This window comes from Paenibacillus popilliae ATCC 14706 (assembly GCF_000315235.1).
GTDB lineage: Bacteria > Bacillota > Bacilli > Paenibacillales > Paenibacillaceae > Paenibacillus_B > Paenibacillus_B popilliae.
This window is the reverse complement of sequence record NZ_BALG01000027.1, coordinates 21,122-34,756: the sequence shown is the minus strand read 5'-3', so window position 1 is coordinate 34,756 and position 13,635 is coordinate 21,122. Positions and strand designations below refer to the sequence as shown.

General features: G+C 41.6%; 12 protein-coding genes. 1 reads left to right on the top strand and 11 read right to left on the bottom strand.

Going from position 1 to position 13,635, the window contains the following annotated elements; genetic code table 11:
* Nucleotides 1-92: 92 nt before the first annotated feature.
* From PPOP_RS03415 to PPOP_RS03375, 9 genes are all read right to left on the bottom strand, one after another.
* Nucleotides 93-995: a CTP--phosphocholine cytidylyltransferase gene (locus PPOP_RS03415; RefSeq protein WP_006284654.1), complete on the bottom strand. Its 903-nt coding sequence runs from the start codon at nucleotides 993-995 to the stop codon at nucleotides 93-95.
* Between the two features lie 28 nt (nucleotides 996-1,023).
* Entirely contained in the window at nucleotides 1,024-2,436 is a 1,413-nt protein-coding gene (locus PPOP_RS03410; protein ID WP_006284653.1) for an ABC transporter permease, read from the bottom strand.
* A 157-nt stretch (nucleotides 2,437-2,593) separates the two neighbouring features.
* Nucleotides 2,594-3,382, bottom strand: a complete 789-nt coding sequence (locus PPOP_RS03405; protein WP_006284652.1) for an ABC transporter ATP-binding protein — start codon at nucleotides 3,380-3,382, stop codon at nucleotides 2,594-2,596.
* Entirely contained in the window at nucleotides 3,370-4,356 is a 987-nt protein-coding gene (locus tag PPOP_RS03400; RefSeq protein ID WP_006284651.1) for an extracellular solute-binding protein, read from the bottom strand. The genes PPOP_RS03405 and PPOP_RS03400 overlap by 13 nt, the downstream gene beginning before the upstream one ends.
* A 17-nt stretch (nucleotides 4,357-4,373) precedes the next feature.
* A complete protein-coding gene (locus PPOP_RS03395; protein ID WP_006284650.1) occupies nucleotides 4,374-6,386 on the bottom strand; it encodes a sulfatase-like hydrolase/transferase in 2,013 nt (670 codons plus the stop codon).
* A 237-nt stretch (nucleotides 6,387-6,623) separates the two neighbouring features.
* A complete protein-coding gene (locus tag PPOP_RS03390) occupies nucleotides 6,624-6,821 on the bottom strand; it encodes a cold shock domain-containing protein (protein ID WP_006284649.1) in 198 nt (65 codons plus the stop codon).
* Nucleotides 6,822-6,926: 105 nt separating this feature from the next.
* The gene (pseG, locus tag PPOP_RS03385; protein ID WP_006284648.1) at nucleotides 6,927-8,012 is read right to left on the bottom strand and encodes a UDP-2,4-diacetamido-2,4,6-trideoxy-beta-L-altropyranose hydrolase; all 1,086 of its coding nucleotides are present in this window, start codon (nucleotides 8,010-8,012) and stop codon (nucleotides 6,927-6,929) included.
* Nucleotides 7,997-9,046: a pseudaminic acid synthase gene (gene pseI, locus PPOP_RS03380; RefSeq protein ID WP_006284647.1), complete on the bottom strand. Its 1,050-nt coding sequence runs from the start codon at nucleotides 9,044-9,046 to the stop codon at nucleotides 7,997-7,999. The genes pseG and pseI overlap by 16 nt, the downstream gene beginning before the upstream one ends.
* Before the next feature lie 23 nt (nucleotides 9,047-9,069).
* Nucleotides 9,070-9,831 (bottom strand): GNAT family N-acetyltransferase, encoded by a 762-nt coding sequence (locus tag PPOP_RS03375; protein ID WP_006284646.1) that lies wholly within the window; start codon nucleotides 9,829-9,831, stop codon nucleotides 9,070-9,072.
* 445 nt (nucleotides 9,832-10,276) lie between these two features.
* Here PPOP_RS03375 and PPOP_RS03370 point away from each other — a divergent pair, with 445 nt between their 5' ends.
* Nucleotides 10,277-11,095: a hypothetical protein gene (locus PPOP_RS03370; protein ID WP_006284645.1), complete on the top strand. Its 819-nt coding sequence runs from the start codon at nucleotides 10,277-10,279 to the stop codon at nucleotides 11,093-11,095.
* A 370-nt stretch (nucleotides 11,096-11,465) separates the two neighbouring features.
* Here PPOP_RS03370 and pseC read toward each other — a convergent pair whose 3' ends face one another.
* The gene (gene pseC, locus PPOP_RS03365; protein WP_093470966.1) at nucleotides 11,466-12,662 is read right to left on the bottom strand and encodes a UDP-4-amino-4,6-dideoxy-N-acetyl-beta-L-altrosamine transaminase; all 1,197 of its coding nucleotides are present in this window, start codon (nucleotides 12,660-12,662) and stop codon (nucleotides 11,466-11,468) included.
* Nucleotides 12,663-12,687: 25 nt separating this feature from the next.
* Nucleotides 12,688-13,635: a dTDP-glucose 4,6-dehydratase gene (locus PPOP_RS03360; protein WP_006284643.1), complete on the bottom strand. Its 948-nt coding sequence runs from the start codon at nucleotides 13,633-13,635 to the stop codon at nucleotides 12,688-12,690.

Here is a 13,635-nt window from a genome sequence, read left to right as displayed (position 1 = left end):
GAGTATTCCCGGTTGGAAATTTTTTATTAACAAAAAACAAGCCCAACACCCTTTAGCGGCGCTGTGCTTGTCTGGTTAGGTAGCGAGGCCTTCTATGCCTTCAAACACGAATCCAAATCTCTCCGCTTCAACCATTCTTCCGCAGCATGCAAATCATCTGCTGAATCAATCTCAATAATGTCTCCTTCTGCAAACGGTCTTACATGAATATGATAGTTTTTGTTACATAGGTTCGTAGGGACTTCATCCCAATATCGCTGTTTGGCACCCTCTAATTGAATCTCCTTGCTAATATCCTCTTTCAATTGCTTGCCGGCTTGCTCGTCCCAATAGGAGATGCCATACATCAAGTAACAATGTTGCCCGCCCAATTTCATGGCGGCAACTCTTCCGTTTTCTATTTCTAAACACCAATCCGTCGTTTCATTTTGATAAACACCAACATAATTGCACTGATATTGGTATTTTTGAATAATATTTTTATTTGTTACTAATAGGTCTCCCTCTAAAATATAGGCATTTTGCAAATAATCTTTCGCCAGATAAGCGGAATAAATATTGTTATATTGTTCATACTTGTCATTATCGATAAAAATGAGATCAGGATACTTCTCCAGCAGGAAGTCGAATTTCTCCTTGAGGTATCCCCTGACGACCACGATTTCCCGAATACCAATATTGTGAATCGTCTCTAATATGCCTTCTATCATGCTTTTCCCATTGACTTCCACTAAGGATTTAGGTCTATCTTTTGTAAATGGATAAAGTCTTGTTCCCATTCCAGCAACAATAAATACAGCACGCTTCACTTTATAGATTTCCAATGCATTCAAGCCTTTGTCCGTAATCAAAATGTGGTCGTTGCCCTCCATGCTTACCCATTCTTCAGAAGCAAGTTGATTGAACAGTCTATGGGCAATTTTGTGTGTAGCAAGTCCCGCATCTCGATGTTGTTCCAACTGTACCAGGATATCGAATTGTTCTTTCGTCAGCATGGTATCTCTCTTTTCTTGTTAGATGAAGTTAAAATAAATACTTTTTCAACTGCGAAACGAGCAATGTAAAGGCCAAATGAATGCATAGTAGGAGCAGAACAACGACGGCTGCTTCTTTAAACAACATTTGTGCCTCGTACTGGTTAATGAGTAAGGCGATCGTCATATTTTTTGTGTTGCTTAAAAATGCGACCGCCGATATCGTAACCATGGAATGAATAAAGAAAAAGCTAAACATCTCTAGGATGGTAACACCGGTAGCAGGCACCAGGATATCTCTGATATACGCCATTTGCTTGATTCCCATTGAACTAGCTGCCTGTTCCAACTCCTTGGGAATCTTAATCTGGCTATTGTAAGCCAATAAGTAGGGGGCCGAAAAGAAATGCACCATATTCACCAATATAAGGATGAATGCTGTTCCATATATCGGGGTGAAGCTAAAAAATTGAATATAACCCAACCCAAGCACGATTCCTGGAATAACTAGTGGAAACACGGCCAATGAATGGATTATCCTCGCCATAGACCGATTGGGCAATCGAATACTGACATATGCGATCAAATATGCTGCTGTAGTGCCTAGTAGGGCTGTTGCTAACGAGATGACAAGCGAATTGTAGATTGTCTTTCCTGCCCCGCCAGTGATGACGGCTTGTATATGTTTCCATGTGAACGTCATATTATTAGGATATTGTTCAACAATTCCCATAATGGTATATGAGATCACGGGCATTAGCATAATAAAAGCGGTTACTGCACAGAGAATGGTATACAATATATCTCTTGCTTTATTTGTTGTTGCCGTATATCCGGGTCCATTCACTTGATCTAATTCTACCTGGTTTGTCTTGCGGCCCAGCATAAAAGTTAGGATTGCGGGTATGAAGAGCAAAATCGCTATAAATCCACCCTTGGAAAAGTCCAACAGTCCGATGACTTCGCGGTATAAAAGTACAGGCAACGTACTCACTTTCCCGCCTATAGCCAAAGCAACGCCATAATCGGTGAATACCATCGTAAAAATGGTTGAAGAAACGATCAAGCACTGTTTTTTCATCACTCCCAAGGTGATATCAAAAAAAACATGTGCCTTCGGAATTCCCAATGTCCTGCAAGCATCATACACTCCCGCATCCACGTACCTTAAAATATCCGAAAACATGAAGAAGGCAATCGGCATTGCATAAATAACGCTTCCGAAAACGATCCCTTTCATGCCATACAATTGAATGTTAATGCCACACGCCAGCGTAATAAACCCATTATCTCCAAATAAATTGATGAGGCCAAATCCATGCGCTATGGAAGGCACAAGCATCGGAACAATAAATAGAGTCCGCCAAACTTCTTTGCCTTTGATATGGCTTCTAGTAATGATATAGGCTAACCCAAAAGCTAAAATCACACTGATCACCGTAGCGCATGCGGCTGCAATCATCGAATTCAACAGACTCTCCAGAAATAAGGGCGCGCTGAATACCTCGATTACGGTAGTCCAATCGACACAGAGGAACGTATACCCTACCGGCAAGAGGACGCTAATGAAAAAAAAACTTACAATAAGAACGATAACGTGGGAACTGAACAGCAAGGGCCTATTTTTTTTCACCATCATCTCCAACCAGTTGCTTCATGCTATGAAATCGTTTGTACAAATTTACAGTAACGAACTCTTCTACATATTTGCTTTTAGGCTTCTTGCATATATTAAACGGTGTATCCAACTGTTCCATTTTCCCTTGGTTCAAGATCAACACCCGGTCTGACATGCCGAGCGCTTCTTCTTGATCGTGAGTCACATACAGTATCGTTACCTGGAATGCTTTTTGAATCTCTTTGAACTCTGCGCTAAGCTTCATTCGATTGCTTGCATCTAATGCAGCCAACGCTTCGTCAAACAATAGGATGTCCGGTTCGAGCGCCAATGTACGCGCAATCGCTACTCGCTGCTTCTGGCCACCGGAAAGCTGGCTGGGCAGCTTCTCCTTATGCTCGATCATGCCCATCTTAGCCAATAAGTCGAAAGCGGTTCGTTTCGCCTCTTTTTCTTTTTTTTTGTTTGCAATCAAGGGATACATGATGTTCTCCATTGCACTCATATGCGGGAACAAGGCATAGTTCTGAAACACCATTCCGATCCCTCGTTCATGAGGCGGCAGTTTGTCTATTTTGTTGCCGTCTTTCCTGATTTCACCGCTGCTTAGCTCCTCAATGCCGATTAGAATTTTAAGCAATGTCGACTTTCCGCTCCCGGAGTCCCCCAATATGCTCAAAAATTCCCCTTCTTGAATTGTAAAATCAAGATCCTTTAATATCCGTTTTCCATCAATATCTTTATTTAATTGATGAACGGCTAATTTAGGCAATGCGCTCAATATTTCCACTTCCTTAGTAAGTCCTGCTTTATCGCAGCCGATGTTAATCCCTTCATATTCCCATACTTAATATGTTTTGGATAGTTCGGTATCGTAATCGATTGTGTCTTAAACACAAGTTCTGGAGAATAGTTCTCTTTATCGTAGAACGTAAAATGACGATATAAAAACTCAAATACCCGCGCTACTTCAGGTCTATCTGCCCGGCCTTGGATCATGGCGATGCCCGAAAGAGAATAGGGAGAACCTTCTGGCGGATAAATGATATGCAAATCGGCGCCTTTATTGGCTTCCCCTACAGCTTGAAATGTCATCCCCAAGCCAATCGCGATCTCGTTATGCAACAATAATTTAATCGGGCCCGAACCAGACGTTGTAAATTGCTTAATATTAGGATATAACTTATCAAAATAGTCAAAGGCTTTCTCCTCGCCCCATTCATTAACGATATGCTTGAGAAAAAAGTAACCTGCTCCAGACGATTTAGGATCCGGCATCGCTATCATGTCTCTGTATAAAGGATTGATTAAATCTTCATAACGCTCGGGAATCGGCAAATTCATGGTATCCAACCGTGTTTTATTCACAATGATAGCGCCTGCAAATCTCTCCCACACTCTATATTTATTATGCTCTGGATTCAAACCGTCCAAATAGTGGCGTGTCTCGTATCTCGTCAGATCATGTAGTTCATCCTTGATTAATTCCATACTCTGTACGTCAAAAGCTAATAAAATATCTGCGTCAGTTCCGCTCTTTTCCAACTTAATTTTGGCGGCACCCTTATTCGTTGAAATATATTGAATGGTTACATTGATGTCGGGTAAGTATTCCTCCAACATTTCCCTTAGTTTTTCATTTCGATACTCTTCAAGGGAAGAATAGATGACTACCCCATCGTTCACTTTGCCTATACCAGCTAATCCTGCTATGCAGAGTATGATCATGCATCCTAGAATCCATTTCCTTATTTGTTTCCCCATGTTTCACCCTGGCCGTTCTATACATAGATCCTTCGGTACTTCATATGTTTATGGATGATCTCGATACATTTTTCTTCAAGGGCATGATCTGTAATCCGTTGTCGGGTATGCTTGTCAACAAGTTTTATAGTGAATTTTTCCATATTGACACTGCCGTCTTCCAATACCTTTGCCTCGGTCTCATAATAGAAAACCGTATCTTTCGTATGAATGCTGGCTTTATAAGCGTCTCCCGGGAAAATAGATTCACTGTATGTAAAGTCTCTCTCTTGTTGTCCGCCAAAGCATGTTGGCAGATTCATATCGGTATCCGTAGCATCAGCTTCAACATTAGCCAGCTTGCACAGTATACGCATTAAATCCAAGCCTTGTATAAGTTCATCCGTTACTCCAGCCTTTACATTGCGCCCTCTAAACAGAAAAGGAACCTTAACTCTCTCTCCACATAGCATATGTTCTCCGGTAGGCACGAGATAGCCTTGCCCGTGATCAGAAATAAGAGCGACCGTAACCCGATCCATATCAAAATTTTGTTCCAAATAGCTATACAGCATTCCCAAATAACGGTCGATTCTTTGAATTTGCTTCGTATAGCGGGTGGTTTTCACCGTGCTATAGTCTTGTCTAACACTGGTCTTACCTTGTAAATGCCGTTGATTATGAGGTTTCTCTTCCATCGTTTCCTTGACTTGCATCGACATCGCACCCTGATATCCGTCAGCAACATCATGTAAATCAGGCAAACAAGTCCATACAAATTGGTTCGTTCCTTTGAACGCTTCCAGATGTTCTATCACTTCATAAATTGCATCAGGTGCATCCATCCCTCTGAGGGAGGGTTGATAAACAATGCGGTCAAATCCTCTGTAGTATCCATACATCGGCGTGCTGCGCCAATCACCATCGATCTTGGCCGTCGTGTAGCCTGCATCTTTAAAATGCTCTGATAATATTTTGTTGCCTTTAGGTAAGGTCGCATTTTTGTGGGGATGGAACATATTATGGTTAGCCGTATAGTTTCCAGAATAAAAACTCGCCATGTTCACATACGTCCATTCACCCGATACGTATACATTTTTGCACCACATTCCATCTTGAAAAAATCGGTGTGTATTCGGCATGAGATGTTCCAATCCATATTGCTCCAAGACCGTTTGGGATAATCCGTCCACAAATAGGGTTAGCACTAGATCTTCCTTGCGATTGTCTTTTTCCAAACGGATAGGTTCTCCTAAAACCAAGTTTTCATCTTTACCAATTTCCATCATAGGGGTGAGCCGAAAATAATACCATCGCTTCGGAAACTTCAGATCAAAAATATTTTTGCTATCCCCATGTGTTACATGCAATTCACCATGTATGCCTTTGGTCGCAACAGGCAGAATATATTCTGCTGTAGCACTTTGGCCCTGCTCCCCCCCGATTTTTACCATCTCTACTTTCGTAAATGACGGATGCGGGATCAAATTTATTCCGTCTCTTTCTATTTTCATACCGTCATACAATCCGATATAATATCCTGCTAATTCCTCGCCAATGATTAGACTCTCCCCTCGAGCAGGGAAATTCGTGTAAGCATTCATTGCTTCTTGTTCAATGGCGTTGCTGATTTCTTTGTATGCTTCAAGTTGACGTTTCAACTCTTCAATCTCAACACATTCCTCCTTTGTTTGTTGGATCACAACATCCATAGCTTCTTGCACCGCATTTCTTTGAAAATCACTTTCTGTCAGCGTATTTGCGATAGTAAAATATTCCCACGCCAGCGCCTTTTTTTGTTGCGCTTGGTACACCATGGCGAGATTGTAATGAAGATCAAAGTTTACTGCCCTTTTCACGATTGCCTTTGTCAAAATCTGTTCTGCATCTTCATATTGCCCCCGCAAAAAATAATAGTTCGCCTTAAGTGAACACAAGTCTACATCATATGGCATTACATCCTCGTATTCTTTGAGCCGATTTTCAACTTGTTGTAAGTTACCTGCTACTAATAAGCTTCGTATTTCTTCTTTTCTTTCCAAGTAATTCATTGCATGTTCTCCTTATCACAGGTATCTACAGTCAACGCTTTTTAGCTCCATAATACAATTATCGTATCATTTTTTGAAAATCATTAATTATATAAAAATTCCATCCCATTTTCATATTTCCCCATTCTACCTTGATCCTTAGTCAATAACAAGAAAACCTGCTGAGTAAAAAACTCAGCAGGTTACCTTGGGTAGAGCTAATCGGAATCATATATAATTCGACTCACGTCGGTATGATTACAGTCTGATTACGTTAGCCGCTTGTGGACCGCGAGCGCCTTCCACGATGTCGAACTCAACTTCTTGACCTTCTTCCAAGGTCTTGAAGCCTTCCGATTGGATAGCGGAGAAGTGAACGAACACGTCGTTGCCTTCTACCGTCTCGATAAAGCCATAGCCCTTTTCAGCGTTAAACCATTTTACTTTACCTTGCATGTCGATAACATTCCCTTCATCTTCAAATGCCGTGAAGATTTGTCCTTCACAATTCCGACTATATCACTGGCTGGAAGCGTTGTCAATAAAATTATGTAGCGTTTTTTATTCTTCTCTGTTCAATTTATGAATCTCTGTTACGAATGGATGAACCGTATCCGCTCGGCTTCTATATGAAATATGGAAACTCGATGTACTCATACCGCGTAATAAGTCCGGGCTGTTCATTAATTCCAATAATGCGAGCTTTATTTTTTCGGGAGTTACATTGTCATGCCACCCTAAGTTATTGACCACCCCTGCCTCATGGAGTTCCCCTGCACATTCCCTTTGGTTATCTGCAACAACCGTCAAAATGGTTGGTACCCCTAATCGACACCTTTCCCATTGTGTACTTCCTCCCGCACCGAGCGCAACATCTGCTTGTACCATTAGCTTAGCCATATTGCTAACATTAAAATGATAGTTTACATTATGCATGTTTTCACAAATTGTTCGTATTTTATCAGGCTCCGGATAGGAGCCGCCAACAACAATATCAAACGTAATAGGAGCAAAAGAACCGTTTTGCGCAGCAAGAAGCGCTTTTATCGTTTCTCCGGTAGGGTCTGAACCGCCGTACGTAACAAGAACCCGTTGCACACGATTGCGGACAGTAGCATAGGGAGACTCTTCTCGAAACTGTTCCCTTACTAAGGAATAGGCGGGTCCCAACCATAGCTTGGCGTGAGGCGGGACGAGTTCCGCATACCTGCTATGTGCATTCCGATAATAATTTTGATCCAGCAAACTGTCACAGTCATGCCTTCTGTTGGCGAGATCGTCAATGACGATAATTTTATTTACCCAAGGTCGCACGGCCTTCTCCCACTTGGAATCCAGGCCGTAGTGATCAACAATCAAAATTGGCTTACCGGGAATATTATTGTCTACATAGTTTATAAATAAGTCCGCATCGCTCTTCCAATCAAGATCAATTTCTTCTACCGTTTCTCCAGTCAAATATAGGGATATATGTTTGCTTTTCATCTGTTCTTGCAATGGATTCGGCATGCTTCGGCTTACAAAATGGATACTGATGCTCTCATGGCTTACCATATCGGCCAAGACGAGGCACCGCATGACGTGACCTGTCCCTAAGGACACAGATGCATCTGCGCGAAAAACAATATGCATCACAGCCATTCCCATGACACGGGAGTTCCTTTCGGAACATCTACACGAACCGTTCTTCCTAACACTTGGTCATAATACTTTGGCGAGAGTCCCAATCCTGGACGAATGGAACGTACATTGTCCTTCGTAAGCACTTCACCTGCTTTAACGTCGGTTGAAATATATAACGAACGCCGAAGTTTAACGGAATCGATTTCACTGCCTTTGGGTCCATAAGAAACATTCCCCAACGCTTGCCATGCCCGCTCCGATTCGATGACCAGCGAATTCATTTCATGAGGCTCTAGTGAGAAAGCAGAGTCTACTCCCCCGTCAGCGCGTGAAAGTGTAAAATGCTTTTCAATTACGGTAGCTCCAAACGCAATGCTCGCTACTGCAACCCCAACCCCCATCGTATGATCCGACAGGCCCACTTCACAACCAAATGCCGAGCGCAGGTTTGGCAACGTACGCAGGTTCGTATGTTCAGGCGTTGCCGGGTAGGTGCTCGTACATTTCAGCAGAACGAGCTGTTCGCAACCCGCATTACGTGCAGTCCTCACCATATCGTCAATTTCCGCCAAAGTGGCCATACCGGTTGAAATAATCATCGGTTTTCCCGTCGCAGCCACTTTACGGATCAGCGGTAAATCCGTATTTTCGAAAGATGCGATTTTATAAGCTGGGACGTGTAGAGATTCCAAAAAATCAACAGCCGTTTCATCAAATGGCGTGCTGAACGCCAGCAGTCCTTTCTCTTGGCAGCGATCAAAAATCGGCTTGTGCCATTCCCAAGGCGTATATGCTTGTTGATATAATTGATAAAGAGAATTTCCTTGCCATAGATTTTTAGCATCATCAATAAAAAATTCTTTTTCATGGATGTCCAGCGTCATCGTATCTGCTGTATAGGTTTGAAGCTTCAGCGCGTCAACTCCAGCTTCCGCAGCCGCATCGACAATCTGCAACGCTCGCTCCAAGGATTGATTATGGTTGCCAGACATTTCTGCGATAATAAAGGGACGTGCGTTCTGTCCTATGACCCTGTCCAATATAGTAAATCCATTCATCCTTTGTCCTCCTTAGCGCTTCATCACTTATTCCAAAAATGATAAATATATTTTATATCCGTACCTTTAAATCCATTCTTCATATAATAGTTAATGGCTGATACATTTTCGACTTGGGTAGCTACCTGTACCGAATCAATATGGTGTACCTTGGCATAGTGTAGCACGGAATGCATTAACTTGCTGCCGACGCCCATTCCTTGCATCGTCGTGTCCAAACCAACTAGTTCTATTATTAGCTCGTGTTGATTCTTTATTGAGAACAAAATAAATCCAGCGGCAATTCCTTCATTATATGCGATACAAAAAAACTTATCTCGCTTATTGAATGCATTTTCGACCCAATTTGTATAAACACCCTTAGCCTGTGTTGTTGTAATATTCTTGTCATTTATAAATCTGGAGTAGATAAAGGCATTTGATGCAATATTGACTACATCATGATTATGTTCAACGTTATTGCATACGTTGTATATCTCACTACCGGCAGGACATATCTGTTTTGCTAAGTCCAAGTGCAGTTGAACTCTTACATCGGTTAACACCGCCGTTGTCTGAGTATGTAACCAATGGGTATTACAAACATTCCCTTTTCCATTCAACAGCGTAACAAAGCCAAAGGGTTTTATCCATTTCAGCAGTTGATTCTGTATGTTTTGTTCCAGATCACGATACAATTCAACTCGAGCACACGCAACACCAAAATACTTGCTGTCCCATTCAGATATTTGACATGAAAAATAATCATTCATTTCAAACAATATTCCTGATGAATCAGAATTCATTCTTACTCCCTCTTCTCTTTGCGTTCCTCTTCAATCAGCACTGTGTATCCTACTTATTGCCTGCATCGAGTGTATACCCCTGATCTATCGCTGTCGGTGTCCATAGAAGTCGATTCGGGATCATCGCCTTTGTCCATGGAGTCCTTTCGATTTTATCATTGCGTAGATAAATCATTTATCGGTTGTTAGGTGGGGAATTTTCAATCTGGCTTGCGGCTCAAAAGACATACGCAAACCCATCGATAGGCTGGCTCTGAGATTATATTTTTACTCCCTTCACAACCTATATGCAAATAAACGTTCGATTATCATTTGGGAATAACCTGCAATAAAAATTAAATTGAAATTAATTTACATAATTTCTTTTTTATAAAATTAATTGGTTAGACAAATATCTTGCTTCACTGTATATATGAATTATACAAATTCTTGTGAGGTGTGGTTCATGAAGAAGCAAGTTGTATCAACAGTTTTAGCTTCAATATTTCTATTTTTAATGATCCCTATCAGTTCGGCTTTTGCAGTAGGATTAGGTGATTCACTACCAGAACCGGAAGCTGGCTGGACAAGATTTAACTATGATCATAAGTATTTCACTTATGAAGGAGAGCCATGGGATCAATGCTACAATTCTAGTTGTTATACCTCAAAATGGCAAACTGGCGGAGCAGCAATAAAATTCAATTTTACTGGAACTAAATTAAGATACATATCCAACACATGGGACACCAGTTCAAATAGCATTAAGGTCATAATAGATGGTTTAGAGGTAGAACCGTTTAGTCTATATGGCAGTGCTGATAATTTACCGAAAATCATGTATGAAAAAACAGGTTTAGACGACAAAGAACATTCAATTGAGATTATCAATAATACTAAGGAGTATTTACACTTAAAGGCTATTGACTTAGACGGAACTGAAGAGTTAAGGCCTTTCAATCCAATTGGGCCAGATATTCCAAATCCAGAACCGGAACTAGAGCCTGAATCTAGCCCTAATCCTGAACAACCAGAACAACCTAAAGGCGAGAGAGCAATTCTTGTCGTAACAATGACCACAGGCTTGGAAAAAGAATTTGATCTCAGCATGGATGAAGTCAGTACCTTTATCGCTTGGTACGAAAACAAACAAGCCGGCACAGGAACCGCATTATATGCCATAGATAAGCACAACAATAACAAGGGCCCGTTCAGCAGCCGTAAGGACTACGTGATATACGACAAGATTTTAACGTTTGAAGTAAATGAATACACAGTAAAATAAGTCGAATCAGAGCCATGGGAACTATGTAGGACTGCCCCCCGTTTGAGATACTAATCAAAACACCTTCAAGAAAATGATCTTATACCGCAGGTTATAAAGATAACCTTGGAGGTTTGACATGGAGCCTCTATGGGCATGATTCACTGCGAAGCCACAGGTGGCTTCGCAGTGGCCAGTAAGCCTATCATGCCCATCTCTCCATACAAAACCAGTTACTTTTGCTGCATAAACTATTGCTGCAAAACTAGGCATCCTTACGTTGCAACAAACATACGCTTCCTAAGCCTGCTCCTTCCCGGCGCCAATCGCAAGAACCTTCATTTCTGCTCCCTCTTCAATTAGAGACGTAAGATAACATTAATAATATTATTCATCTAATGTTCTTAGCAAAAATATCGTAGACTTTTTTTACAGCTTTAATGACATCGGATACATCTTCATCACTCATTTTGGGATATATCGGCAGTGAAATCGAAGTGCTATAAAATGTCTCGGCTTTTGTGCATAATGAGCTGTATCCCAATTTTTTATAGTATGGATGTTGATAGACGGGGAGATAATGAACCTGCACACCAATCCCTTCGTTTCTCAATGCATCGAACAACGTTCTCCTATCCGCTTGAAAACACTCAGGTAACCACCGAGTAACATATAAATGCCATGCAGAATCTGCATAGGGTACCTGGTATGGGGTTACAATTCCTTCCATATCAGCAAATGCATCTGTGTATTTTTCTGCTATGTCTTTTCTTCTAGCTAAGAAGTGCTCTAGCCGTTGCAATTGAGAAAGCCCTAGCGCAGCTTGTATATCTGTCATTCTGTAATTATAACCAAGATCATGCATCTCATAATGCCACGGACCCTTGTTATCCTCAAAAAGTTTAGGATCTTTCGTTATTCCGTGACTACGGAATAACAGCAGCTTTTGATAGTAATCTTCGGAATCAGTAACAATAACTCCCCCCTCACCGGTTGTTATTGCTTTTACAGGATGAAAGCTGAACATGGTCATATCCGCGATTGAACCAACTTTGTTTCCTTTGTATGCAGCTCCAAGGGAATGTGCAGCATCTTGTATTAGGACCAGGTTATGTTTTTCAGCGATTTCTATAAAGCGGTCCATTTCTGCAGGTTGGCCTGCGAAATCCACAGGAATAATGGCCTTTGTTCGATTGGTGATCCTGCTCTCTGCTCCATCAGGGTCTAAGTTATATGAGGTTAAGTCTATATCTGAGAAAACTGGAGTCCCTCGCTGATAAAGTACACAGTTGCTACTTGCTGCAAATGTAATTGGTGATGTTATAACTTCGTCACCCTCCGTAATGCCAGCAGCATAACACGCTCCATGTAATGCCGCCGTGCCGTTCGAGAAGGCTACGGCATACTTTGCACTTACTTTAGATGCAATAGACTGTTCAAATTCTGTGATTTTAGGGCCTTGCGTTATAAAATCACTCTTTAACACGTCAATAACTGCTTCGATGTCTTCTTCATCTAACCACTGGCGACCGTATGGCAACATATTCCTTCTGACTGGATTGTTCTCACCAAATCTATGCGAGTTCATGATTTTCTTCATCTCCTGCGGCACATCAAATCATTCTTGAATGTTTAATCCATTCCTCTGTTCGCCCAATTCCCTCTTCAAGCGTCACGAAAGGCTTCCAACCAAGCAATTTTTCGGCCTTAGTGTTATTGCACAGCAGCTTCTGTATTTCACTCTGCGGATGGATATGTGGCACATGTGTAATCCGGGAAGGATCTCCAACGACTAATAAAGCCAAATCATTCATCGATATGTCCCTTCCAAGCCCGGCATTCATAATATGACCATTTACTTTATCACTATACCCAGCTTCAACGACAAACCGCGCACAATCTTCTACATATAATAAATCTCTCGTTTGGGATCCTTCTCCGTATATACTCAAATGTTTTCCATCCAGTTTGTTTTTGATGAAAATAGCGACAACTCCGCCCTCTCCGCCTGTTTTCTGGAATGGCCCATAGGTATTAAACGGTCTGACAACAACAGCAGGCAAACCGTATGCATAGAAATAGGAAAGGACCATGTTCTCCGCCGAAATTTTGGCTCCCGCATACGGAGATGCCGGCTTCGTAGGATGCAATTCGGTAATTCCAATCTGATCTGTGCAGGCATCATACACCATGCACGTACTCATGAAGACCACTTTCGTATTATATTTTCGGCACTGCTCCAGCACATAAAAGGTACCTACCGTATCGTTGTTAAATGTCGTTCTTGGATCGTCAATTGAATCCTGGACGTTAATCGAAGCACCCAAATGATAGCATAGTTGAAATTGATGCTCTTCAAACAGGGAACGCAACAATTGTTCATCCAAGATTGTTCCTTTTATTAAGCCCATAAAATATTCATGGCTTCGGAATTCGTCTAGATTGCCTTCGCTTCCATTCGATAAGTCATCCAACACCCATACGCGATGCCCATCTGCAAGAAGCTTTTTAGCGACCCATCTGCCAATAAAACCTGCTCCACCAGTTAATAAAATATTCAT